This window comes from Mycoplasmopsis agalactiae PG2, from assembly GCF_000063605.1.
In the GTDB taxonomy this organism is placed as follows: Bacteria; Bacillota_I; Bacilli_A; order Mycoplasmatales; family Metamycoplasmataceae; genus Mycoplasmopsis; species Mycoplasmopsis agalactiae.
In genome coordinates this window covers 141,257-167,057 of sequence record NC_009497.1, presented here as the reverse complement: position 1 = coordinate 167,057, position 25,801 = coordinate 141,257, and the positions used below count along the sequence as shown (strand labels likewise).

The 25,801-nt window shown below is 29.5% G+C and carries 20 protein-coding genes and 1 other RNA gene; 5 read left to right on the top strand and 16 right to left on the bottom strand.

The features are described 5' to 3' along the window. Positions 1-126 precede the first annotated feature (126 nt). A complete protein-coding gene (locus tag MAG_RS00740) occupies positions 127-1,080 on the top strand; it encodes an MAG1450 family lipoprotein (protein ID WP_011949325.1) in 954 nt (317 codons plus the stop codon). A 66-nt stretch (positions 1,081-1,146) separates the two neighbouring features. On the opposite strand, the gene pyk is transcribed toward MAG_RS00740, so the two are convergent. From pyk to MAG_RS00695, 9 genes are all read right to left on the bottom strand, one after another. Then, on the bottom strand, positions 1,147-2,583 hold the full coding sequence (gene pyk / locus MAG_RS00735; RefSeq protein ID WP_011949324.1) for a pyruvate kinase: 1,437 nt from the start codon (positions 2,581-2,583) through the stop codon (positions 1,147-1,149). 145 nt (positions 2,584-2,728) lie between these two features. Further along, complete coding sequence (locus tag MAG_RS00730; protein ID WP_011949323.1) at positions 2,729-4,216, bottom strand: MAG1430 family protein; 1,488 nt, start codon at positions 4,214-4,216, stop codon at positions 2,729-2,731. Positions 4,217-4,241: 25 nt separating this feature from the next. After that, positions 4,242-4,826 (bottom strand): ribosome biogenesis GTP-binding protein YihA/YsxC, encoded by a 585-nt coding sequence (gene yihA / locus MAG_RS00725; RefSeq protein WP_011949322.1) that lies wholly within the window; start codon positions 4,824-4,826, stop codon positions 4,242-4,244. Beyond that, a complete protein-coding gene (coaD, locus tag MAG_RS00720) occupies positions 4,826-5,248 on the bottom strand; it encodes a pantetheine-phosphate adenylyltransferase (RefSeq protein WP_011949321.1) in 423 nt (140 codons plus the stop codon). The genes yihA and coaD overlap by 1 nt, the downstream gene beginning before the upstream one ends. Before the next feature lie 7 nt (positions 5,249-5,255). Continuing rightward, positions 5,256-6,449 carry an acetate/propionate family kinase gene (locus tag MAG_RS00715; RefSeq protein ID WP_011949320.1) on the bottom strand — a complete coding sequence of 398 codons (1,194 nt, stop codon included), beginning with the start codon at positions 6,447-6,449 and terminating at the stop codon, positions 5,256-5,258. 3 nt (positions 6,450-6,452) lie between these two features. Then, a complete protein-coding gene (locus MAG_RS00710; RefSeq protein ID WP_011949319.1) occupies positions 6,453-7,409 on the bottom strand; it encodes a phosphate acetyltransferase in 957 nt (318 codons plus the stop codon). Positions 7,410-7,508: 99 nt separating this feature from the next. After that, entirely contained in the window at positions 7,509-8,369 is an 861-nt protein-coding gene (locus MAG_RS00705; protein WP_011949318.1) for a bifunctional 5,10-methylenetetrahydrofolate dehydrogenase/5,10-methenyltetrahydrofolate cyclohydrolase, read from the bottom strand. 2 nt (positions 8,370-8,371) lie between these two features. Continuing rightward, entirely contained in the window at positions 8,372-10,861 is a 2,490-nt protein-coding gene (locus MAG_RS00700) for a valine--tRNA ligase (RefSeq protein ID WP_011949317.1), read from the bottom strand. A 154-nt stretch (positions 10,862-11,015) separates the two neighbouring features. Next, entirely contained in the window at positions 11,016-13,448 is a 2,433-nt protein-coding gene (locus tag MAG_RS00695) for an MAG1360 family OppF-related protein (protein WP_011949316.1), read from the bottom strand. A gap of 90 nt (positions 13,449-13,538) precedes the next feature. On the opposite strand from MAG_RS00695, the gene ssrA reads away from it, so the two are divergent. The 4 genes from ssrA (at position 13,539) to MAG_RS00680 (ending at position 17,409) form a co-directional block, all read left to right on the top strand. Further along, positions 13,539-13,933: a transfer-messenger RNA gene (gene ssrA / locus MAG_RS03930) on the top strand. A 273-nt stretch (positions 13,934-14,206) separates the two neighbouring features. Then, the gene (locus tag MAG_RS00690) at positions 14,207-15,559 is read left to right on the top strand and encodes a BspA family leucine-rich repeat surface protein (RefSeq protein ID WP_011949314.1); all 1,353 of its coding nucleotides are present in this window, start codon (positions 14,207-14,209) and stop codon (positions 15,557-15,559) included. Positions 15,560-15,861: 302 nt separating this feature from the next. Next, the gene (locus MAG_RS00685; RefSeq protein ID WP_011949313.1) at positions 15,862-17,088 is read left to right on the top strand and encodes a BspA family leucine-rich repeat surface protein; all 1,227 of its coding nucleotides are present in this window, start codon (positions 15,862-15,864) and stop codon (positions 17,086-17,088) included. 42 nt (positions 17,089-17,130) lie between these two features. Continuing rightward, positions 17,131-17,409 carry a hypothetical protein gene (locus tag MAG_RS00680; RefSeq protein ID WP_011949312.1) on the top strand — a complete coding sequence of 93 codons (279 nt, stop codon included), beginning with the start codon at positions 17,131-17,133 and terminating at the stop codon, positions 17,407-17,409. A 46-nt stretch (positions 17,410-17,455) separates the two neighbouring features. Here the strand turns inward: MAG_RS00680 and thiI are convergent, their stop codons facing one another. From thiI to MAG_RS00645, 7 genes are all read right to left on the bottom strand, one after another. Continuing rightward, positions 17,456-18,592, bottom strand: a complete 1,137-nt coding sequence (gene thiI / locus MAG_RS00675; protein ID WP_011949311.1) for a tRNA uracil 4-sulfurtransferase ThiI — start codon at positions 18,590-18,592, stop codon at positions 17,456-17,458. Between the two features lies 1 nt (position 18,593). Continuing rightward, entirely contained in the window at positions 18,594-20,222 is a 1,629-nt protein-coding gene (locus MAG_RS00670) for a hypothetical protein (protein ID WP_011949310.1), read from the bottom strand. A 63-nt stretch (positions 20,223-20,285) separates the two neighbouring features. After that, positions 20,286-20,486 (bottom strand): 50S ribosomal protein L32, encoded by a 201-nt coding sequence (rpmF, locus tag MAG_RS00665; protein ID WP_011949309.1) that lies wholly within the window; start codon positions 20,484-20,486, stop codon positions 20,286-20,288. 223 nt (positions 20,487-20,709) lie between these two features. After that, on the bottom strand, positions 20,710-22,611 hold the full coding sequence (locus MAG_RS00660; protein ID WP_011949308.1) for a hypothetical protein: 1,902 nt from the start codon (positions 22,609-22,611) through the stop codon (positions 20,710-20,712). After that, positions 22,598-23,491: an ABC transporter permease gene (locus MAG_RS00655; protein ID WP_011949307.1), complete on the bottom strand. Its 894-nt coding sequence runs from the start codon at positions 23,489-23,491 to the stop codon at positions 22,598-22,600. The genes MAG_RS00660 and MAG_RS00655 overlap by 14 nt, the downstream gene beginning before the upstream one ends. Beyond that, positions 23,484-24,320 (bottom strand): ABC transporter permease, encoded by an 837-nt coding sequence (locus MAG_RS00650; protein ID WP_011949306.1) that lies wholly within the window; start codon positions 24,318-24,320, stop codon positions 23,484-23,486. The genes MAG_RS00655 and MAG_RS00650 overlap by 8 nt, the downstream gene beginning before the upstream one ends. Further along, on the bottom strand, positions 24,304-25,716 hold the full coding sequence (locus MAG_RS00645) for an ABC transporter ATP-binding protein (protein WP_011949305.1): 1,413 nt from the start codon (positions 25,714-25,716) through the stop codon (positions 24,304-24,306). Before MAG_RS00645 ends, MAG_RS00650 begins: the two co-directional genes overlap by 17 nt. Positions 25,717-25,801: the final 85 nt, after the last annotated feature.

The following is a 25,801-nucleotide window of genomic DNA, read 5'->3' as shown; positions in this document are numbered from 1 at the left end:
AAGCTGTATTTTACTGTGTTCAAGATGGCTAAATTTATGCATATGATATATGGAATTATTTTCATTTTTTAGCTGGTAATATGTGGATTTTTTTATAATTTTTTTATTAAATAATTGAGGTGTGATATGAAAAAATTTAAATTTATGGCGTTTGCTATTGTTGCTTTCATACCGCCTATCCCATTAATAATGGCTGGATGCAACAATAAGAGCAATAATAATAGTCACAATGACGGCAAAAATCCTAAAGAGAATAAATTAGACTCAGTAATTAAAATTACTGATTTAGGTGAGTTGGCTAAAAAAGATATTGAAAACATTAAAAGTGCTTTAATTGCAAAGAACAGTGAACTAAATTTAACTGAATTGTCCATTGAAATAAGTGAAAAAGAAAATAAAGCTGTAATTAAAGCAAAAGATAAAAATGCATCATACTCGGGCGAAGTAGTTGTTACTTTTAGTGTTAAAAATTCTAAAAATGAAGAGACAACAACTGATGCAAAAACCAAATTACAATTTGAAACAAAAGTAAAAGAAGTAAGCTCAAATATTACTAAGGCACATGAAAGTGTTAAATCAACTGTAACAGGTACAGACGCAAATTCAAAAGTTGATAATGACAAGTTCAAGAATGCTTTTCCAGCTGCTCAAAAAATAATGACTGAATCAAAGAAAGAAATCGATAAGTTAGAAAAAGATTTAAATTCTTTTGACACAAAAGTAAAACAAGAATTATCAGGTTCTTTATCAAAAGTTAAAAATCAATTTGATGCTGCTAAGCTTGAGATAGATAGTATTGCTGAAAAACATGAACAGCAAAATAATCCTGTTACTGCTCAAGAAGCCTGAGATGCACTTAGAGCATTATGACCAAGAGTAAAATTAGTTGTTATTAATGTGCCAACATTTAAAGAAGTTATTGAGCATATTAAAAAGCATGATGAATTTAAAAAATATGCTCATTTAATTTCACTCTCTTCAAAAAGCAAGCCAGATGATCGCCCATCGGTTACCAAACCCATCTATATAGATGTTAAGGATAACTCTCAAACAATTAGATTTAGCGGCTCTTTTGCCTAATAAAAGAGGCAAATAAAAAGCAAACACACAGTTTGCTTTTTAAATCTGTTTTATAGGCTTTTTTGGCTAATTATATTGTTTTTCAACAATGCTTTCGTTTTCTACAACAATAATTCTATCGCCTTTGTTTATGCCATATGGCATTAATATTTCTAATGCTTTATCACTGTTTTCTTTAATTAAGTCAAAGTATTCTATTGAATCTAACGAAGTTCACACACTAGAAGTTATACCAAATTCCCCTATCATATTAGCATCTTTTAATATTCCAATGATGATAGTATTTGGTCTAAATTTTGCTACTTCTTTTAATAATTGGCCTGTTCTTGATAAAACAACAGCAAATTTATAATCGCCATAACGGGCTCTATTAGCCACTTCATATGCAATTCTAGCTCTTTTGTTTTCTTTTAAGTTAGATTTCCTTCTAACTTCTTCAAGCTGCACATCATAGTAGGTGTTATCATAAAATTCATTTTCAGCACGCTTATTAATATTTGACATTGTAATAACAGCTTCTAAAGGATGAGCACCAGAAGCTGTTTCGCCCGAAAGCATAGTAGCATCAGAGCCTAATTCAATTGCATAATAAACATCAGTAACTTCTGCTCTAGTTGGATGCGGATTGGTTTCCATTGAATCAAGCATTTGTGTAGCTATAATAACTGGCTTGCCAGCTTCACGACATTTACGAACCATTAACTTTTCAAAATATGGCACATCATAATAAGGGATTTCTAAACCTAAGTCTCCTCTAGCTACCATGATTCCGTCTGACGCTTCTATAATTTCATCAATATTATCAATTCCTAAGTGGCTTTCAATTTTAGAAATTATTTGAATATGGCTTGCATTATTATCAATTAATAGCTTTCTTAAATCATTAACGTTTTTAGCTGAATTTACAAATGAAGCAGCTATATAATTAACCCCTTGTGAAATTCCAAATTTAACATCATTAATGTCTTTTTCAGATAAAAATGGCAAGCTAAAATCAACTCCAGGAAGATTAATTCTTTTATTTGTTTTTAAATTATGAGAATTAAGAGTTTTAACTACAACAATGCCTTTAGCAACCTTAGTTACAACTGCAGAAAGCTTGCCATCATCAAAAAGAACATAGTCTCCATCATTTAGGTCTTTAGACATGTCATATGAAACTGATAATTCTTTTGCATCGCCTTCTAATTCTTTGTATTTAGCTTCTGTTGTATGAATTTTAATTTCAGTATTAGCTGGAATAAATTGGGCACCACCCTTCATTTTTCCAACTCTAATTTCTGGACCTTTAGTGTCCAAAATTAGCGAAACAGGCAAGTGCATATCTTCAGATATTTTTTTAGCTATTTTAAACTTATTTAAATGCTCTTCATGGCTTCCATGACTAAAGTTAACTCTAATACAGGTAGCACCCGCTTCAATTAAGGAGCGCATTGTATTATAGTTATCACTAGAAGGGCCAATAGTAGCAACTAATTTACTTCTTTTGTCTGTTAAATTCATATTTATTCCTTTATTAATATAACTTTAGTTATATTTATATCTATTTTAATTTTACTTATATTTGAGATTTGTTTTTTATTTTTATTTTGTTTTAGCATTAATTGTTATTATCCAAATAAAAAAAAGCACATTTGTGCCTTCAATATTAAGAATTGTTTGATGTTGAGGAGCTATTTTTTAAGCCTGATAGCTTCACGGTGCCAATTATACTCTCATTGTATCCGTTTTCTAATTTAGCAGTTATTTTAACTGCAATTAGTGCTTCGCCTTTAGAATCGTCTAAATTAACAAATGGCGAATATTCATCTTTATTTTTTCCTTGGCCAAAATATTCCTTAAGTTCACTAAACTCTTTAATTACACCATCATTTTCGCTAATTTTGTGATATGAAACAGTGTACTCGCCTGATGAAAATTTGTTTTTGGTGTCTTGAGGGGTCTCATTTTTCCAACCTAAATCTACTAATTCAATGTAGCCATTTGTTGTGTTGTGATAGTTATTATTTGGTGCGGTAGTTGATGTGTTGTATTTTAAGCTTGAAGGGATAATATCTTTTAATAATTTATTATCACCAGCTAAATCTTTTATTTCAATATTGCCTAAAGCAGTTGTTAATTCAGCATGTTTAATTTGTAATTTAGAAACAAATTCTTTTGAAATCTCAACTTTTTTAGCACTGTTTAATTGTCCTTCATCACTAAACTGAGCATTTGGAACATATGTAAAAAGACTGTAATGAATGCTATAGTCATTGTCTTTATTTTTAGTTATATAAATAGGTTTTTTGCTATCAATGCTAAATTTAAGTGGGTTTTTATCATCGATGCTTTGCACTGTGTGATTATAGTCTAATAAATCAGAAAAAATCTTGTGCGCTTTATCAATCAATTCAGCTGAATCTTGCTTTTTCATAGGCAATTTGGTAAAGTCTTTACCTTGAGCATCTGTAACTTCATCAAAAGAGTTAATCTCTTTTTTAAGTAGCTTGTTTTTTAATTTTGAGCTAACTCTAAGGCCATGCTTATAGTCTGAATAATTTTGCAATAATTCATTTTGATTTTTATCAATGTTAACTTTCTTAAAGCCGCTTAATTTATAATCAACTCATTTTCAGTTAGCTTTTCTACTATTATATTCATCAGCACTAGAAACAGCTGATGAATCTTTTGAAGGCTTTTTCTCGAAGTAAACTCTTAAATACAAAGTGCCATCGTAGTCATTAGCATAAGAGTGATAATAAATAAAGTGTTCGTTAGCTAAATCTTCTAATGTATAGTTGACGCTTTTATTAAAAAGTGTAAAAGGAATTTTATTTTTACTAAATTTCTTAGACTCTAACTCTTTTCAATATTCTTTATCAGTTTTTAATGTAGGCTCTTCACTATCATTTTTTGCATAACCAAAAAATGAGATATAGGCAAATTCGCTAGCATATCTAGATGAAATATCGAAGTCTTTATGATTTGGATTTACTTTTAACTCTAAATGTCTTGCTCTATTTAAAACAGCTTCTGTTTCATTAGAATTTGCTTTTTTAACATAATGCAGTGTTATTGCAGTTCCAATTAGTGCGCCTGCAGCTATTCCAAATCCAATAGAAGAGAGCAACACTTTCTTTTTAAATTTATCCATGGTAGCCTTTCATAAGTTATTTAACTTATTTTTTAAAAATATTCTCTTCAATAAATAATACTAAGTCATCTAATCCTATTTTATTAGTGCTTGAAACTAAAAATGAGTTAGTTGATTCATTAAGTAAATTAGAGTCTAAATATTCATTATGCTTTTTAACTAAAGCAGATTTTTCTTTTTGGTTTAATTTATCAATCTTAGTATAAATCAGGTGAATTGGTAAATTAATTGCCTTTAAAAATGCTAATTTTTCTAAGTCAATTTTTGTTATGCCAGTACGCGAGTCAATTAATAGAAACATAACTTTTGTGCACTTATCGTCTTTTAAAAAAGCACTTATTCAATAGTTCATTTCCTCAATTTTTTCTTTTGATAATTGCGCATAGCCATAGCCAGGTAAATCGACTATAAAACGATTTTCTTCTTGAAAATAATTTATAAACTGCGTTCTTCCTGGTTGTTTAGAAACATAAGATATTTTTTGATTAACTAAAGCATTAAGCAGGGAGCTTTTGCCTACATTGGAGCGTCCTCAAAAACAAATTTGAATGCAGTCTTCGCACTTTACTCATGTTTCTTTTTTTAAGGCAGATTTAACAAATTTTCACATTATTTTCCCAACTTATTTTTATGTCTTATGACTGTGGATGAATACTCAATCATGTCATAATCAGGCATTATCAAAATAGTTTCTAAATCTTTATTCATACTATTGTGACCCGCTGCTAAAACTAGCTCATATTGAAAGTCGATATTATTTCTAGCAGAGCGCACAAGGAAATTTGCACCTAATTTTTTAGCTATCTCAGCGATTAAGCCATCTTTGTTAATTAAAACTTCAACATTTTTAAATTCTTTTAGCTTTTCTTTAGCTTCAACAAATCTTTTATCAATATCGCTAACGCTTTCTTTATCTGGGTTAACTGAAACAATAACAAAAAGCTTGTCAAAAATTTTCAAAGCTTTTTTGACAATAGCAATGTGACCTTCGTGCATTGAATCAAATGAACCAGGATAAATTGCGCTTTTCATAAAATTCTTATTTATATAACTCAATTGCGTGTTTTGCAATTAATAATTCTTCATTTGTTCTTATAACATAAACTTTAACATCTGAATCAGGTGTTGAAATTAATTCGTATTCACCAATTTTGCCAAAGTTTTTATTTTTGTCTAACTTAATGTTAGTAAAATGTAAGCTGTTTACAACTTGTTCTCTTAATTCAGGTGTGTTTTCTCCAACACCAGCTGTGAAAACAATAGTATCTATTTTGTTTTCTAATTTGTTAGCATAATTTGCGACGAAATCAACTATTTTTTGGCAGTATAAGTCAAATGCAAATTGAGCTCTCTTGTCACCTTTTTCCATAGCAGCTAAAATGTCTCTAAGGTCATTTGAAATACCTGAAACACCTAGCATACCTGATTTTTTATTTAAAATATCAGTAAATTCATCAATTGAAAGATTCATATTTTTCATAACAAATTGGTGAATAGAAGGATCAATATCACCTGAACGAGAACCCATCATAATTCCAGCTAATGGAGTAAGACCCATTGTTGTATCAATTGACTTACTTTCTTTAATGGCACATAAAGAAGCTCCATTACCAATGTGTAAATTAATAATATTAACTTTTTCTTTGTTTAATAATTCTTGCACCTTAAGTGTGATGTATTCATGGCTAATACCATGTGCGCCATAACGCTTGATTTTTAATTTTTCACTTATTTCATATGGAATTGGGTATGTTGCATAAAGAGCAGGAATGCTTGTGTGAAATGCTGTATCAAAGTCTGCTGAAAGCTTTGCGTGTGGCATAACTTTTTTGAATGCTCTAATAGCTTGTAATGCACCAGGGTTGTGTAATGGAGCATACATTTTAACTTCATCAATAAGCTCGATTTCCTTATCACCCAATTTTACAGAGCTATTGAAATATTCGCCACCTTGCACAACTCTAAAACCAATAAGTTCGATTTCCTTTGGATCAGTAATAATTTTGTTTTCTTCAAAAATTTCCAAAATGTATTCAACTGCTTTGGCATGGTCATCTAACTTCACGCTTTTTTCAAATTTTTGGCCATTGAACTTAATTGCAATATTACCATTGCCGCTTTCGCCAATTCTTTCAGCTAGTCCGCTAGCTATAACGTTTAACTTTTCTTTATCTAATAACTGAAGTTTGATTGAGCTACTTCCAGCATTAATAACTAAAACTTTATTATTCATATACTACTCCTTGTTGTTTGCTTGAATTGCTGTAATTAAAACTGTATTAACAACATCGTCAGTTAAGCTTCCACGTGATAAGTCATTAACTGGTTTTTTAACACCTGTAATAATTGGTCCAACAGCACCAAAACCGCCAAATCTTTGAGCAATTTTATAACCAATATTTCCAGCTCCTAAATCAGGGAAAACTAACACATTAGCTTCGCCAGCAAAAGTTTCTCCCTTGTATTTGCTTTTTCTTACGCCTTCATTAACAGCAGCATCTAATTGAACTTCACCAATTGCTTTAGTGCCTTGGTATACTTTGTTAAATTCAACTGTAGCATCAGCAACTAATTTAGTTTCAGGTGTAACTGCTGATCAACTTGTTGAAAAGCTTAAAAAGGCTACTTTTGGTTCATCAATAAATGTTTTAGCAAACTCAGCAGCATTACTTGCTATATCAACTAATCCATTTAAATCAGGTTTAGGATTTACTGAAATGTCACTAAAGAAGTAAAGTTTTTCTTCTTTATGCATAATCATAACTGATGAAATAGTTTTGATTCCTGGTTTAGGGCCAATTGCTTTAAAAGCAGCTCTTAAAATGTCTGCTGTTGAGTAATTTAGGCCACCAACAACGCCATCAATTTCACCTGTTGCTAAAAGCATCATTGCATAAAAAGGACGTGTGCTTAGTGCTTTTCTAGCAGCTTCAATGTCTTCTTTTCCTTTACGTAATTCAACATACTTTTGAGCCAATAACTCTAATTTATTGGCATCTTTGTTCATGTTTACAACATTAGCTTTAGTTTCAATTTTTTCATCGTTTTCAACTAATAATGTAATTTCTAGATTGCTAAATTCAGCTAATTTGTTTGCAGCCTCAATGCTTCTATTGTCACTACCATCAATAAGTAATATTTTAGTTTTTGGAAGTGTGTTTACTATGCCTTTTAGGCGTTTTTCAAAATCCATTTTTAATGCTCCTTGGAATAATTAATAATCATTAATTATGTCTATAAAATAATGCTTTTATTATATAAAAAAATGAACCTATTGCTAGAATTCAATTTCTTAAATTTGAAACTCGTATTTAATGGCCTTAGCTAAGTTTTTAAACAATCAAATAACAGTAAGTGGGCCGATCCCACCTGGTGTTGGTGTATAGCCTTCTAATAATTGATACTCTTCAGGAGTTAATGACGCATCGCCAACAAAACATTTTTTGCCTTCTCTTTCAATCATAGTTGTGCCAGCATCAATTAATCAAGCGCCATCTTTAATGTTTTCTTTTTTAACTAAATCAGGTTGGCCTGCTGCAGAAACTAATAAATCAGCTGATTCAACACCATTAATTCCAGTGTTTTTATTGTATGTTGAAACCATGGCACCTAATTTTTTAAGCAAAAATGCTGTAGGCTTACCAACTAAATAACTACGTCCAATGACAGCAGCTTTTTTGCCGTTTAAGTCTATTTTATAGTAGTTAATTAAATCAATGATTGCAGCAGCTGTAGCTGGAGTAAAGCTTAATTCATCATATTTATCATTATAAAAATTGAATGTGCTTTTTTCACATAAGCCATCTACATCTTTTTCTAAACGTATGCCGTTCATTATAACTTTAGGAGAAATATGCTCAGGCAATGGTAATTGCACAATGATGCCATCAGATTCTTCATTTAAAACATCAAGCTTTTTAAGCAATGAATTTTGACTAATATCTTCGTCAAATTTATAAAGCGTTGCTTTAACACCTAATTCTTCGGCTTTTTTGATTTTATTTTTAATATAAAGCGAAGAAGCAGGGTTATCGCCAACTTGGATAATTGACAAAACAGGCTGTCTACCAATTAATTTGGTAATTTCTTCAAACTCTTTTTTTAATTCAACAGTTCTCTCTTCAGCAATTATTTTTCCATTTAATATTGTCACAATTACACCTCCTTTTCATACTCTGCTAATTGTTTTTGATACTTTTGTAATTTTTCTTGTTCTAAAGCTATTTTATCTTTTGGAGCCTTATTAATAAAATTTGGATTGCTTAGCATTTTTTGTGCACGTTCAATTTCAAATTTAACTTGCTCAATTTTTTTATTTAAATCTATTAAACGATCTTTTTTAAGAGTCTCATTTTCTTCTATTCACACTTTTAACTTGCCATCAGTAAAAAGAATGTTGTCATTTTCCTTTAAGCAGCCATTAGTCATACGATTTATCGCGCTTTTTGACTCTTCCGAAAGATTTTCACTAACTCAATAATTAATTATTTCCTTTTTGCTAATTGACTTTTCTTCTCTGAATCTTCTTAGGATTTTAACTACATTAATTATTAAGTCAATCTCTTTCACTTTCATTGAGCGGCTTAATTTTAATACAGGAAACTGTTCGTCCAATAATTCTGTTTTATAGATACTTTGGTATAAATAATCAGTTACAAAAGGTAAAAATGGATGGGTAATAATAAGCAACTTTCTTAGGTTTTCTAGTGCATATTTTTTGTTTGGATATATTCTTAGTAATTCAATATACCAAGATGAAAAATCATTGTAAATAAAGTTTGATAATTCAGTTCCTGCTACTGTTAACTCATACCTATTCATTGCTTTAGTGATTTTATTTTGCAAATGCTTAAGTTTATTATTAATTCAAATATCAGCAGCACTAGGTTTAAAGTTAGAATCATCATCAAGCATATCAATATAGCGAGCTATATTTCATAATTTATTGCATAATCCTCAAGCAACTCTTACTTTTTCAAGTGAAAATCTTGTATCAAGCCCCGGAGTTGAATTTGTAACTAGGAAAAATCTTAGTGCATCTGAGCCATATTCTTCAATTATCTTAGATGGATCAACACCATTGTTAAGCGATTTAGACATCTTACGATTTTGCTCATCACGAACCAAACCATGCAGTAAAACAGTCTCAAACGGCTTTTTACCGGTGAATTCTAAACCAAAAAAGTACATTCTAACTACTCAAAAGAAAATAATGTCATAGCCTGTAACTAATAAACTAGTTGGATAATATCTTTTAAGTAATTCATCACTTGCTGGTCACCCTAAAAATGAAAATGGAGCTATGCCGCTACTAAACCAAGTATCAAGCACATCAGAATCTTGAACTCATCCTTCTCCAGGCGAATCAACTTGAACTTTTATTTCATTATCCTTATATCAAGCTGGAATTCTATGTCCTCATCATAACTGTCTGCTTATAGTTCAGTCATGGATATTTTTAAGTCAGTTGTTAACTGTTTTAATAAAGCGTTTAGGATAAAACTTGACTTGATCATCTGATTTTAAGTGCTCAGTGACGTTTTTAGCTAAAGTGTCCATTTTAACAAATCACTGTGGCATAACTAATGTTTCAACTGGCGCATTGCTTCGTTCAGAATAACCAACATTAGAAACTGTTTTTTCTTCTTTAACAATTAAATTGTTCTCTTTTAAATATTTAGATATTTGCTCTCTAGCTTGTTCTCTAGTTAAATCGTGAAATATGCTGCTAGGGCAGTCAATTTTGCCGTCCTTATTGATTGTTTCTCTTATTTGCAAATTATGTTTTTTGATAATATCAATATCTACTTCAGCATGAGCGGATAATTTCATTAATCCAGAAGCAAATTTTTTGTCAACATATTCATCCTTAATAATAGGAATTGCTTCGTTAGTTAAAGGATGAATTACATATTGATTTTCTAAATGCTTGTAGCGCTCATCACTAGGGTTGAAAACTGCTGCAACATCACTAAGCAAGGTTTCTAATCTAACAGTTGCTATAGTCAAAAAATCACTGCTATTTTTAATTTTGTACCTAATGTAGTACATTATTTGCTCAGTAGGCTTATTAATAACTTCAATGTTAGATAAAGCCGTTTTTAAAACAGGATCTCAGTTGACTGCTTTAGTATCTTTATATATTAATCCCCTGTTATAAAGTTCTATAAACACCTTATTTACAGCATCATTGGACAATTTATCTAAAGTAAAACGCTCTCTTTCAAAATCAAGTCCAATGCCTAAAAGATGTCATTGCTTTCTGAATTTATTAGCATATTCTTCTTTTCATTCTCAAATTCTTTCAAGGAATTTTTCTCTACCTAAAGTATGTTTATTAACCCCTTCAGTTTCCATCAAAATTCTTTCAACTTTGCTTTGAGTGGCAATACCAGCATGATCCATTCCAGCTATATAAAATGTGTCATAGCCTTCTAATTTTTTAAACCTTAAAATAGTGTCTTGAATATGCTGATCTAATGCATGACCAATGTGAAGAGCACCTGTTACATTTGGTGGCGGCAAAAGCAATGAAAAAGGCTTTTTAGTCAAATCATGTTTACTAAAAATCTTTTTATCTACTCACTTTTTTGATACAGCTTTTTCAAACTTTGAAGGAGTATATGATTTATCAATTACATCCATAGATAACTCCTTAAGAAATTATTGTAGGAAATTGGCTCTAAGTTTCTTATATAAAACAAAAAAAATTATACCATAATTGCTTAGTTTAAATATTTGTTTAGTTTTTATCAAATTATAAAAAGTGAAAAATATGGCCAAAAAAGTGACAATTTTGCTATTTTTTTCTTTTTGTTAACAAAGTTTCGCTTGTGTTATTTTTGTGTTCTAAATATTTTTTGTACTGCTCATAAAGCTTTACCGTTGAACTATTTTGAATTTCTCCTTCACCTTTTTTTATGTCTACAATGATGTTTTCAAGGTCTAAGAATGCTGAATTTAATTCATCTATTTTAAGTTCCAATGTATTTTCATCTTGAGCATTTGCACTCTCGCTTTCCGAAACGACTCAGGTTTTATACTCACTAAATGATGAAACAATATAGTGGTTCTTGCCAACTTTAATCTCTTCGCTAAACATGAACTCATCATCATTAATTTCGAATGATTCATCACTTTTATTATTTTGCAAATTTGCCTTGATTATAGGGTTAAACGGCCTTTCTAATATTTCTTTTACACTACCATGTTCAACATCTTTATTACTTGCAATCATAAAAGCAAAATCAAATGAAGGTGATTTTAGTACTCTCTTATCATTTGTGATAAACATAAAACTATTGTTATTTAGTTTTGATAATTCATCAATAACTCTAATAAGCTCCAGTTTTAAATTAATATCATCAATACTTGGATCATCTTCAATTATTACTAATCGAGGCTTACTTAATAATTCGCTAATAAATGAGAGCTTAATTTTGTTAGTATATGATATCTTATCAGCTGACTTAACAAGGTTAGAAATATGAATCGATGATTTTTCGAATATGTCTATAAAATGGACAAATAAGTAAAAACTATTTATGGTTTTTTTATCAAAAAAACGTTTGTCAAATAAGATAGATTTAAGTGCTAAAATTTTGTTAAAAACATTAGCAAAAGACAAGTGAAACTTTTTAAGGTTGTTTAAATTTTGAGCAAAAGTTGCAAATTGCTCATTCTTAATTTCTGAATGATAAACAATGCCTAAACGAAGATAGTTTCATACTGACCCTATCTTTTTCATGTTGGCAGTTATTTTGACAAATTTGTCAGATACCTTTTTAACATCAATAAAGAATTTTTTGCTGTTTTTAGTTGTTAAATTAAAAGTGTTTTTAATTATACCCAGTCTTCAGTCAATTTCGCCGCTTAATTGTTCAATTCTGTTTTTTAAATCATTTTTAATTTGGTCAAACTTAAAGTTGTCCTTTACTTTATAAAATTTATCCTTTGTGTCCTTGATAATTTTTAAATTATTAACAATATTTTTCTTAATGTCTTTTTCTCTATTGCTTGATAATTCGATATAAAAATCTAAATTGAAGTCAAAGTTGTCTTCAATTTCTTGATAAATTTTGTAAGGGTTATCAAATTTAGGCAAACTGCTATGATTTATGATGCTGTTATCAATAAAAATCTTGAGCTCTGTTTTAAATTTATTAATTAATTTTTGAATCTCAGCAGAATCTAAATATAAAAGCTTGCTTTTCCTAGATTTTAAGCTTTTGTAAATGTATTTTTCCGCATGGGCTTTTCTAATTAAAAATTGATAGTGCAATGAGTTTTTAGGATACTTGCTAGCTTTAAGCATATCAATATTGCTCATATGATTATACTTATCACATAAATATCTTAATTCTTCATTAGCATTAGCTTTTAATTCAGCTGCTAGTTTGTGCAATATTTTTATACCATTAGCATTGTCTCTAATAATAAGCTCTTTTTTAACATCAATCATAGTTGGATTGCTAAGCTTTTTCATAAAGTTATACTGATTTTGCAACAAGGTTAGCTCACTATCACCCAGATAGTCAACATTGTTTTCAATAGCATCACTTAAAAATATAAATTTTTCTAAAAATGTGGTTCCGGCTTCCGAAACATGGCTTAGTATTTCATAAATACCTTTTTCATATTCATCTCTATATTTTTCTAAAAGTTTGTTGGCATTATCATAATCTTTTACTTTTAGAGTCTTTTTTATTAAGTCAGTGTAATAATTTTGTCATCTTTCAATTTCAACTAATGCTGAGTAAAATAAGCCTATTTTAGACTTAAATAGGTCAAAAATATTGCCTTTAACTATATATTCATATTTCTTTAATGTCTTAATAATTAAATCAAGAATGCTATCACTTACATACTGCTTTTTTGATAAAGTCACAAACTTTAAAAATGAAGGAATGTTTGTAAAAGCAGCTAAAGCTTTTGATATGCTAAAGTAATTAACCCCCGATAAAGCTTTCTTGCCTCTAACATATTTATATGAATAATTCGACTTTACATTAGGCAAAAAACAAGAAACCATTTGGTTAGGATTGTCATTTAATATTTTTCAAAAATTGCCTTCAAAAAAGGTTTTAGAATCATCATTAACTAAAAAAACTAATCTTTCGTTGTTAAAAATTTTAATTTTCCTAAGATCAACATTATTCTTATATTGACTATTGCTTATAAAACAATTGTCAAAATTTAATGCTGTGTTGACTCTTTTATTTTCAATTTTCATAGTATGCCTAACCTTGCTTTAATGATTTATTTACTTAAAGTTATATAGATATTTCATTAAAATATATAATACAATTATAACCTAACATATGGGGATGTAATGGCTTCGACATGCATTGGGTTTTATAACAATTAGTGGTCTTGCAAACCTAAAGGCAACTAGGCTTAATACGTGCAAACGATAAAAAGTCAGAAGAAGTTCGTGTTGGACTTCCAGCATTTGCAATTGCAAATGCAAACACAAACCTTGCTTTTGCTTAAGAATTAGCAGCAAGTGGTTTATGCAAAGTGTCCAATTTGCATAAATCGGTTTACCGGACTAGTTTTATCTAATGTGTCTGTAGATAAAATGAAATTTTAGACACAATACTATGTTAAGTTTGTTTGTTTTCTTAATCTAGTATTTCTAAAAATAAACTAAACTATGAAAAGTTGTTATATATTCTTGGTGTGTGGACTCGGGTTCAACTCCCGACATCTCCACCATTTGCATTTAATTTATGCTCCAAAAACAGCATTTTTTGCTGTTTTTTCATATTTTTTACCACTTTTTCAAAAAATTGATTATTGGCTATAGTCTTTATTTGATATATTATTGAAAAATTTTTTTACATCTTAATTACAAATAAAGGAACAACAAAATATGAATAAGAAAAAATTAATATTAATTAGGGGGGGTTACTTTTTGCTAGTTCACTTCCTTTAATTGCTGCTTCATGTAAAAATAACGAAACTAAGGAGCCTAAAAAGGCGCCTGAAATGGATGTTCCAATTGCTCCGCCTACTGATCCTGGAAAAACTGAACCTATGCACAGTGATGAACTTAAAGTTTTAAAAACTAATATTTCTGGTTTAAAGCTTGAATTTAGTCCAACAAATAATACGAATAAAAGTGAAGTTTTAGAACTACTAAAAAAACAACCTAAATTAGAGAATTTGACTGAAAGTGATTTTGACTTCAAATTAGAGCAAAAATCTCTATTAAATAGGGAAGGAAGAATAACCATAAAGGCGAATCAAAACTCTGAAATAATTGAAGGTCAATTTGAAATAAAAATTGAAAAGCTTAAGTCTGTTGCAGCAAAGGAACATGTTTATAACAAGGATAAAACCGAAGTTTTAGAAATTGGTTATGACTCTAAAGGAATCATAAAAAGATTTGACACAAAAGTTAAAAAAGTTTCGGCAAAACTGCCAGAAGAGGTTATTAGTTTATATAGAGCTTTTGAAAACAACGAAAATGAGACTATTGAAAATTTAGGTAAATGAGACACTTCAAATATTGAAAATATGAGTCAAGTGTTTTTTAGAGCCAAAAACTTCAACACAGATATATCAAGCTGGAAGACTGATAAAGTAGAAGACATGAGTTATATGTTTTATGCTACTGAAAAGTTCAATATAAATCTAGATAAATGAAACACTGCAAGTGTTAAAAACATGAATAGAATGTTTCAAGAAGCTAAGATGTTCAATGGCAACGTTTCAAGCTGAAAAACACAAAATGTTACAAATATGGAACATATGTTTGAAAAAGCTACTGCTTTCAATCAAGACTTATCATCATGAAATGTTGAGAATGTGTCGAAAATGAAAAATATGTTTAGTGGTGCCAAGGAATTTAATAAACCATTATTTAAGCTAATTAATCCCAAAGTAAGTGATATGTCATATATGTTTTATGGTGCTGAAAAATTTAATGATTCGTCTGTTTCACAGTGAAATACGACAAGGGTCACTAAGATGAATGCAATGTTCAGAGACGCTAAAGCATTTAATCAAAACTTAAGTAACTGAAAAACTGACAATGTAACATTAATGTCTGATATGTTTTCTGGGGCACTAATTTTCAACAGTGATATAAGCAGGTGAAAAACATCTAAAGTTACAGATATGAGACAAATGTTTAAAGATGCTAAAGCATTTAATCAAAATATATCGAATTGAGATGTTAAAAATGTAACCGATGTGTCAAGCATGTTTGCAAATGCTTTCTCTTTCAAACAAGACTTAGATAAATGAACATTCAACAGTGAAGAAGTTAAATATGAAAACTTTAAAAAGGGAGCACATATTAGTAAACTTCCTAATTTTAATAATAAGGCAAAATAGACTAGATTTATTAACACATAACAAAATGCAGATGTGCTACAGATTTTCTGTTGCACTTTTTTATTACATTTTTTATTGACTAAACTCTTATTTTTAGCTATTCTTCATTCTTTTTCCAAACAATCTTTTTTGATATACTAATTAAAAATTTTTACGCATATAAATCAAATAAAGGAATAAAGAGATATGAATAAGAAAAAATTAATGTTAATTAGGGGGGGGTTCTTTTTGCTAGTTCACTTCCTTTAATTGCTGCTTCATGTAAAAATAATGAGATTAAGGAACCTAAAAAGGAACCTGAAATGGATGCTCCAATTGCTCCGCCTGTTGATCCTGGAAAAGATAATCCAGAAAAAACTGATCCTAATCAAAATGAAGAAGTTAAGGTTTTAAAAACTGATATTTCAAAATTAAAACTTCAGACTAATCACACAAATAATACAACCAAAAAAGATATATTAAACTTGCTTAAAAAACAAGATAAATTAAACAATTTGACAGAAAGTGATTTTGACTTCAAGTTAGAGAAAAAAGCTCTTTTAAACAGAGAAGGGGAAATTAGCATAACTTCAAAACCAAACTCTAAACTAATTTCTGGAACGCTAAAACTTACAATTGACTATCTTCAAGAAGTGACGCCGAGAAAACATAAATATAGTGCTGATAAGACTGAAGTATTAGAAATTGGCTATGACAAATATGGACAAATTGAGCAGTTTGGTAGAAATGTTAAAAAAGTTCCTGAAGTTCTTCCAGAAGAAGTTATAAGTTTAGAGAGTGCATTTGATAGAAATTGAAGCGGTACTATTCAAGGTTTAGATAAATGAGACACATCAAATGTTGAAAATATGCGTAAACTTTTCTTTGGCGCAGTTAATTTCAACACAGATATTTCTAACTGAAAAACTGATAAAGTAAATGTTATGGATTATATGTTTTCTGGTGCCAAAAAATTTAACAAAGACTTAGCTAGTTGAAATGTTGATAATGTTTCAACAAAGGAAAGAATGTTTGAAAATGCATCGAAATTTAACAGCCCAATATTTAAGTTAGTAAACCCAAATGTTAGAAATATGCAGTATATGTTCTACAATGCAAAGGAATTTAATAATTCAAATATTTCAAATTGAAATACATCATCAGTCACTGATATAAGATCAATGTTTAGAGGGGCAACTGAGTTTAACCAAAATTTAAATTGAAAAACAGAAAATATCACCAATATGTCTAACTTGTTTGCGGAAGCTAGCAAATTTAACGGTGACATAACTAAATGAAACACTGGTAATGTTGTTGATATGAAAGGGATGTTCCAAAAAGCAATTGCTTTTAACAAGGACATATCAGGCTGAAACATTAAAAAAGTTAAAGATGTAAGTTTTATGTTTGATTATGCTTATAAATTTGACCATTCACTAAAGAAATGAGAATTTGAACAAGGAACAGCCAATAATAACTTTGCTAATGCAACTAAATTGCATAATAATTCCGATAAACTTCCGGTTTTTAAGACTACTAAAGCCAAATAATTTTGCAAGCACTATTTTTTATGATTAATGTAAAATTAGCATATGAGCAATTTAGATAATGAACAAGAAAAATCTCGCTTTACTACCTTTGAAGAAATTAAGGATATAAAGATTTTATCTACTGAAGAAATAAGTAAGCTTAATGAAGCAGATAGAGATACTCTTGTACAGGATGCTGTCCAAAATTTAGATGAATATACAAGATCTAAATATGTAGAAAATAAGAGGAAAATTATTTTTTCTTCCTTGTTAGTACTGGCACTCTTCATTGTGATTATAGGAACAATTGCAATTGTTGTTTATAAGATTCTTAATTCTTAATGGATTTAATAAAGCAAAAAACAGGCTGTCTGATTAAGCCTGTTTTTTATTCAATTGTATAGTGTTCAATTTCGTTTGCAAGCAACTCTTCTTCTAAATCTTTTAGCTGAGTTAATTCTTCTTCCAGTCTTAATGCTGTTGCCAAATTAGGCTTAGTTACAGGGTTTTTGGGGGCAAATAGCTCACAAGTTTCTTTAGCTTTTTCAATTGAAATATCATAGGTCTTAATTTGCTTTGCAATATTAATTGTTTCAACTTTATCATTAGCAATAAGCGGTCTTAAAATCAATAAATCACTAGCACTTGCAATTGTTGATAAGCTCTCAATTGTTTGACTAGCTACTTGACCTAAATTTTCTCCATTTGATAAAGTCATAATATTTTTGCCCTTAGCAAATTTTGAAGCAATTCTATAAAAACTACGGCGCATTAAGTTGATTCTGTATGATTCATTAGATGTGAAAGAAATGTAATTCATTAACTTAGAATAGTTAGCTAAATAAAGATGACTTTTACCTTGATATTTAGATAATACAGAAACTAAATCTTTTATTTTGCCAATTGTTTTTTCATCCGTTTGTGGTGGTGAAATAAAAGATAAAAAACTTACTTTTAGTCCTCTTTTCATAAGTTTAAATGCAGCAACAGGACTATCAATTCCTCCTGACATTAAGTGTAATGTAGAGCCACTAATTCCAACAGGAAGACCGCCTAATGCTTCATAAGTTTTGCTAAATAAATATGTTTTATCAGAGCGCACTTCAATATTAATATTACATTCAGGATTATGAACGTCCACCTTAATTAAAGGGTAATGTTTTAATACAGAGGCGCCGACTTTTTGATTAATTTCTGCGCTTGTTAGTTCAAATTTTTTGTTATTTCTTCTAGCTGATATCTTGAATGTCTTATCGTCCTTATTCACCAGTTTTATAGCACTATTAGTAATTTTTTCTAAGTTATTTTCACAAAAAATTACAGGACTATAGCTAGTTATTCCAAACACATATTGTAGTTTTTCTAAATTAGCATCAGAGTATGTTAAAAACATACGATCATATTTAGTTTCTGGATACTCTCCAGTAATTAATTTAATGTTTCTAGCTAACTGAGCTATAAATGAGTCTCTGTTTTTTCCTTTAAGTGTTAACTCACCATATCTTATTAAAATTTTTTCATACATATTATTTTCCTTTTGAAGCCGCAGCTAAAAATTCAAAAGCTTCTTTGAACCTTAATGAAACTATATTTCTGTCAACATATAACATATACTCTTCCATTTCAGGACTGTTGTTAATGTTTTTTTGTGCTAATTTTCGCATTAAGGCATCAATCATAGCCTTATAAATATATTGTGTATAAACCTTTTTATAGAGCTTAATTAATAATTCAGTTCATTTTATTCATAGCTCAGAACCTAAATCAATGTAATTTTTAGTGCTAAAATCATTATTAATTTCTTTGTTTAATCTGATTAATTGTTTAAATAGCTCATCATTTTCTGATAACTTTTCTAAAACATCTCTATGATTTAAAACTTTTAGACATCACTGGTTGTTGATTTCTAAATAAAGCTTATCGTATACTTTTTTGGCTGTAAAATAGTCGTATTGGGAAATTATAGAATCAAATGACTGAAGCAATGAATAGTATTGCTCTAAAAATGTTTGCAATTCTAATAAACCTATTTCAATACCTTTGTCAGCTTTCGTTTTAAGAATTTCAAAGTCCTTAATAAGATTCTCTCAGAAGATAATAGTTGACATATAATTCTGTTTTATAGTACTTTTGTAAGAATCATCTTCATCAATTTTATAAATAAATGAGTTAACTAAAGAGTTATTTTTTTGAATTTCATCTTCAAGTGCCTTAAATTTGCTTTTGATAAAACTTTTAAACTCGCTATTGTGTTTATTCTCTTTAAGCAAAGTAAAGTATCTAAGGTAAATTAACTTAGTTTCTTTTAATAACTCTTGATATGGCATAGAGGTAAAATTATGTTGCAATCTTTGCAAATTGTTTTTTAATTGCATTATTTCATTGCTGAATTTAGAATCAAAATGTTTGTTGCTAAACATTTGTGGTAGTGCATAAAAAATAGAATTTTCTAATTTTGCTAGCACATCAACTTTTTTGCAAAATGAATAAACTCTCTTTTCGTATTCATTAATTTCAGCCGAAACATTTGTTATTTCATTATTTAGTTTTTTATCTTCAAAAGCAAAATTATTTTTTTGTAATTCATCTAATTCACGAACTAGTAAATCATATGTGTGGCTTAAATTATTTTTGTTTTTACTAATATAGTTTTCTAGCTCCAAAAGAATTGTTGAAAGTTTGGAGCTTATTGAATCGACTATACCTCAGTGCACGTTTAAAGTTTCTGACTTTTTGCTAAATTTATCTCATAAATTTTTATATTCATCAAATAAATTCTTAAGTTTGAGTGATTCATTTTTTAAGGTGTTATATTTCTTATTTTTATCATTTCTAATCTTATTGCATAAAGCAAATAAAGGCTTATAAATGACTCTTATTTGTTCATTAATGTTTATCAGTTCGCTAAGATCTTTTTTATAATCACCTTGTGCTTGCGAAATGCTTTTGAATCTAGAAATTGTCATAGAACCATTAGTTGTTTTGGAGCTAATAAATTTATATATTTCATTGGCTTGCTTTTTAATTTTCTTAACTTTATTATTTCTAATTAAAAAGAAAGTAATGATAAAAATAATCACTGCGCAAATGATTAAAAAAACAAGTAGTGATATTAGTGCAATTTTAGATTCAGGAACTGATAAAGTTTTATTCATATAATTAAAAATTATAATAAAAGATAAAATAAAAAACCAAGCAAAATTGGTTTTAAAGCATTATTATTGAGCGCGCAAGTTTAAACTTTTATATCCTTCAACTTTTTTACCTTTGTAAAAGCCACAGTGTTCACAAACACGGTGTTGTTGAATCATATTAGAACAGTTTTTGCATGAGATTAAATTTTGCACTGGTAAAGCATCATTAGTACGTCTTTTGTGTTTACGTTGCTTAGATGTTTTACGTTTTGGAACTATAGCCATTGCACCCTCCTCATTATTAAAAATAGTTGTTGAAAAATAAGTATTTAAATTATAGTAAAAAAATAAATTTTTTTATTTATTTAATAAATTTTTATGATGCTTATCCTGAACACAGCTATGTGTACTTCTTTGCCTGTTTTATAGGCTTATTAGTCAATTGAAATATTATTTATAAGTTCATAATTGCCACAATATAAAAAATTCAGCACAGTGGCCAAATTTTTTAAGATTTCAATTTGTTGTCATAGTAAATGTTTATTTCTGTCTGAACTTCGTGTGTAACAGGATGAATTGGAATATGTTTAACATGGTATTTAAATCCTTTTAAATCATCTAATTTTTTGCTTGGATTATCTGACTTAAAGTCATTAAATGTATATTCGCTTTCAATTTTATATAAGTTTTGAAGGTAGTCTTTTTGGTAGTCATTAAATGCCTTACCATAACCAGGGAACTTGTCTTCTGAAAACTCATTATCTAAAACATATTTATATAAACTTTGAATAGCAGGAGTATATCTTATATAGTCAAAAGCAAAGTAAGCACCATATTTTTCATATCATTCATCTTTATCTTTATCAGCAGCAACATTTTTTCTAGCTTTTTCAATGTCATCTGAGTTTCAAAACTCATCAGGTTGGTCATAACCAGCAAAAACTGTTTTATTTACTGCGTCAATCATGTCTAATGCAACATCTTCTTCAGTTGGATTGGCAATAACAAATCCATCAACTAAAAGTAAGTTAACTGAAGGACGAATAAATCTAACAACACCATCAGGAACTTCTGAATTTTTGACATTATCTAATGAATAAAAGGCATCAACAGCATCACCATTATAAATAATAGCTACATTAAATTTCTTTGTAGGATCAATTAATGTATTAAGCAAGTCTAAACCGTTTCCACTAGTTCTAACTCTTTCAGTGTCTGTAATTTTAAAACCAGTTGAATCTTCAAACATAGCAACAAATTGGTCAATTAAATCTCTATAGATTTCAGTTCTAATTTTTTTATTAGTTATATTTGTTTCCTCAGTTATAACAGCTTCACCAGTTGGCTGAGAAACTCTTTTCCCTGTTTTAGTATCTAATCTATATGATGAGCCGTAGATCATATTATCACGCACTGCATTAGTGTATTGATAATATTTAAAAGCATCTTGTTCTGAATTAGTGCCATAAGGATTTCTAAGCAATTTAAGAGCTTCTGACATCGGTAAATTATTATGTTCTTCTATTTTTTCTTGTCCAGTTTGCTTATCGACAACTTTTTCCTTATATTTATTATTTGGATTATTAATTATCTCAATAAGCTTAGAGTTAATTTGTTTTTCAATGCCATTATGAACACCGGCAAAGTAGTCACTAATAGAATTTTCATACTTAGAGTCATATTCTTTTTTGGCTATTTCATAGTCCTTTTGGGCTTGTTCTCCATCACTTTCAACTGGCTCTTCAGGAGCTTCCATATGAAATGGCTTGAATAAATTATTATATTTAGCTAGCTTTTGAGGATTGTATGCAATAACCATATCTTGCATAAAGTAAGGTATGAAATAATCATATAAATGAAGTCTTTCTTCATTTGGCAAGTCTTTTTGTGTTTTATTAGGAACAATTGTGCCATTTTCGTCAAAAACAGGCACATTGTCTAATAGTGCATCATACGATTTAATGTGTTCAAAAACAACAGGGTTATATATAACTTTTAAATTTTCTTCAGTAGTTTTTGAATCGTCTCATTTGGCTTTAAAAATCTTTTTAAAGTCAGATCTTTTGAATTTTCTTAATAGTGGCTTGCCTTGATTGTTGTTAATTAATAGCTTAGTAGCTTGGCTATCACTACCAATTCCGCCTGCAGTTTTGTTAGTTAATATATCTCTAGTAAATTCGTCCAAAACAGCAAACTGCTTGTATTCAAAACGCTGACTTAGTTTTTCTAAGTTATACTCATCTATGTATGCTTGATAGTTAGAAAAAACAGGTTTAAAAGCACTTTTTGTATATTTATAAGAAACAGCACCAACAGCAACTGATGCAGCTGAAAGAGCAGCTAGCGAAAAACCAACTTTTTTAGTTAGCACTTTAGATTTAATAAATTGCATGAATTTATTGCTTTTCATCAGTGCCTCCTATATCAAATAAAGATGTTTTTGTTTCCATTTCTTCCTTATTTGCCTGTTCTATAGACTTTTTGGCTTTTTTGCTAGCTCTAGCTATTTTGATTCATTTATATGAAATATAAATAGCATTAAATGATAAAACAATGATTAATAATGAAGCACCGACGACTAATCCTCATGCTCTAAATTCACCTTCATATAATTTAGTACCTAATGTTGATGTATTTGAAACTGTTCTTAAAATAATGAAGTCATCAAAACTTAAGAAAGCAGCAACAATAGCAGCAAAGAAACTAGAAGGAAGCATGTAAACAAAATAGGTTTTAAATCATGCTCTAAGTTTGCTATATCCTAAGTCTTGAGCAGCTTCAAATAATGAAGCATTGAACTTATCGCTTCTTGGAAACATTAAAGTAATAGCATATGGAAGAGCCATTACTGTGTGACCAACGATCCCACGAAATAGTCCTTCACGTGTATTTGCCAGTGTACCAAATAATACTGAAAATAATAAAGCAAGACCGATAGCACTGATGTTATCTGGGTTAATTAATGGCACATTATTAGTTCCTAGAATCATCTTGCTATAGATTCTATTTTTTTGTCTTCACATACCATAGCATGTAAAAAGAGAAATAGTTACGACAATAACTGAAACAGCAAAAGCTATAACTAATGAATTAAGCAAGGCAATGCCTCTGCCTTCGTTAAAAAATGTAGCTCAGTTGTTGGTAGTAAAACCATTTCAACTTGTTCTAACAAATCCTTTACTACTTGGATTGTTAAAACTAAAGATTGCAGCATATAAAAGCGGGATATAAAATGCCAATAATATTATGTGGATATAGAAACTTTTAAAGAATTTAGCTGCCTTATTCATATCTTGCTCTCCTTCTTCTTTTGAATACTCTTGGCAAGAAACTAATTAGTGCGAATGTTCCTATAAATATGATTGATACGACAATTACTAAAGTTGTACCAATAGACACTTCATATTGATTAGCTGGACTAGTGTAATTATTAATTACAGTACCAATTAATTGATGCTGTGAACCGTCAGGCAATAATTTATCGCTTATAACAAAGTTAGTAGCGCTAGATAAGAAAATAATTCCTAGGCCACTTAAAATTGCCTTACTACTATATGGTAATATCACCCTAAATAATGTTCTAACTGGCCCATTACCTAAATCATGAGAAGCCTCAATAATATTTTCTGGCATATCTCTAAACACTGAATAAAGTGGCATTATCATATACGATAAGTTTAAATAAGTTAAGCCAAAAATCATGAATCAAATAGCATTAAGATCGTTTTCTTTAGAAACTAAGGTTAAAAAGAAACCACGCACTGCATATATTTTGGCAATTGTAAAAATTACTAAGGGGCTTAAAATAAGGCTCATAGCGTAAATTGGCATAATTCTGTTTTTGCTTCTTGCAACAAAATATGCATATGGCAAGCCTATAATTAAGCAAAGCAGTGCTGAAATTATTCCAATGAATAAACTTCTTCAAATCTTTGTTCAAGTTTTTGAATCTTTAACTAGCTTGAATGAATCAAAAGTAGGGTCAGCTATGTGAATAACTGAATTAACAATGATTAAAATAATTGGTAAGAATACTAAAAGAATAGCTATAAAAATGTATGGGAATAAGAATAATAATCTTCTGTTGAGTCCCAATGAGGCTTTAATTCCTGAATTCATTAGAAGTATAATCTCACTTGCTATCTTTATTCATTAAATGAATACTGTCAATTGTTCAACTAATGTCAACGACATCATCTAATTCAAATTTCTTAGCGGTTTCAACATAAATATATTCACCCATATTAAGCTTAACTTTTAGGTAATAATAACTTCCACGGTATGCAATATCCTGGATGCTTCCTCTTAGTTTTTCTTTAGTTTTCTTACTTTCTTTGCTCTTTTCAACTTCTTCATCTTCATCAACTAAAATAATGTCAATGTCTTCAGGGCGAATTAAAACATCCACTTCTTGCTCATTGGCAAATTCATCTTCATCATGAACTGTTTTAAATGTTTTGCCCAAAAGGTCTACTGTACAGTCTTCTTTGTTAAAAATTCCATTGAAAATATTTGAATCACCAATAAATGAAGCTACTCATTTATTAACTGGATAGTCATAAATATTTTTAGGGCTATCATATTGTTCTATTCTGCCCCCACGCATAACAGCTACCATATCCGAAAGCTCAAGCGCTTCATCTTGGTCGTGGGTAACAAAAATAAATGTTAGACCTAATTTTTGTTGCAAGCTTCTAAGTAACACTTGCATTTTTTGCCTAATTTTAGCATCCAAAGCACTAAGAGGCTCATCTAAAAGCAAAATACTTGGCTTAATAATTAAGCTTCTAGCAAGTGCAACTCTTTGACGCATACCGCCAGAAAGCTCACTGATTGCTTTCTTTTCATTACCTTCTAGTCCAACTAATTTAACAAAGTCTTTAACTAACTGATCAATTTCATTTTTAGTTAGTTTTCTTTTTAAAAATTTATTTTCAAAAGATTCAGTTTGTTGCTGAACATAGTTTTCTCAGTATGAATAATTAAAGTCTGATCTATCCAATCACTTTTGTCTTCTTCTGTAAGTAATTGTATTTGGCTTTAATGTTTCCATTTCTTCAATGTACTTATCTTGCAACTCATCTAATTCTTGCATTTTTTTCTTGGCTAATTCAGTTCACTTAATTTTCTTTTGAGCCAAGATTCTTTCATATCTAGGATTTATAGTTTCCTTAGGTACTCTTTTAAGTGGAAGTCCAAATTTTATGTTACCTTCAACATTTAAATGCGGAAATAGTGCATAGTCTTGAAAAATGGTTGATAAATCTCTTTTATGAGGTGGCAAATCTTTAATGTCTAGTCCATTAAACTGAATTTCACCACGAGTGGTTTTCTCAAAGCCCGCGATAAGTCTCAAAATAGTAGTTTTACCGCTGCCAGATGGACCTAATAATGTGACAAAGTCACCTTTTTTAATGTTCAATTCGATGTTATCTAAAACAATTTTGCCATCGAATTCTTTGACAACTTCCTTAAGTTTAATAATGTAAGGAAGCTTTTCTTTTTTTTGTATCACAAATCCTCCTTGAATGTTTTTTTTAAATTAAAAAAGCGCAGAAGGGGAGACCGTGTCATACAAATTTTGACTATATTCAGTAACA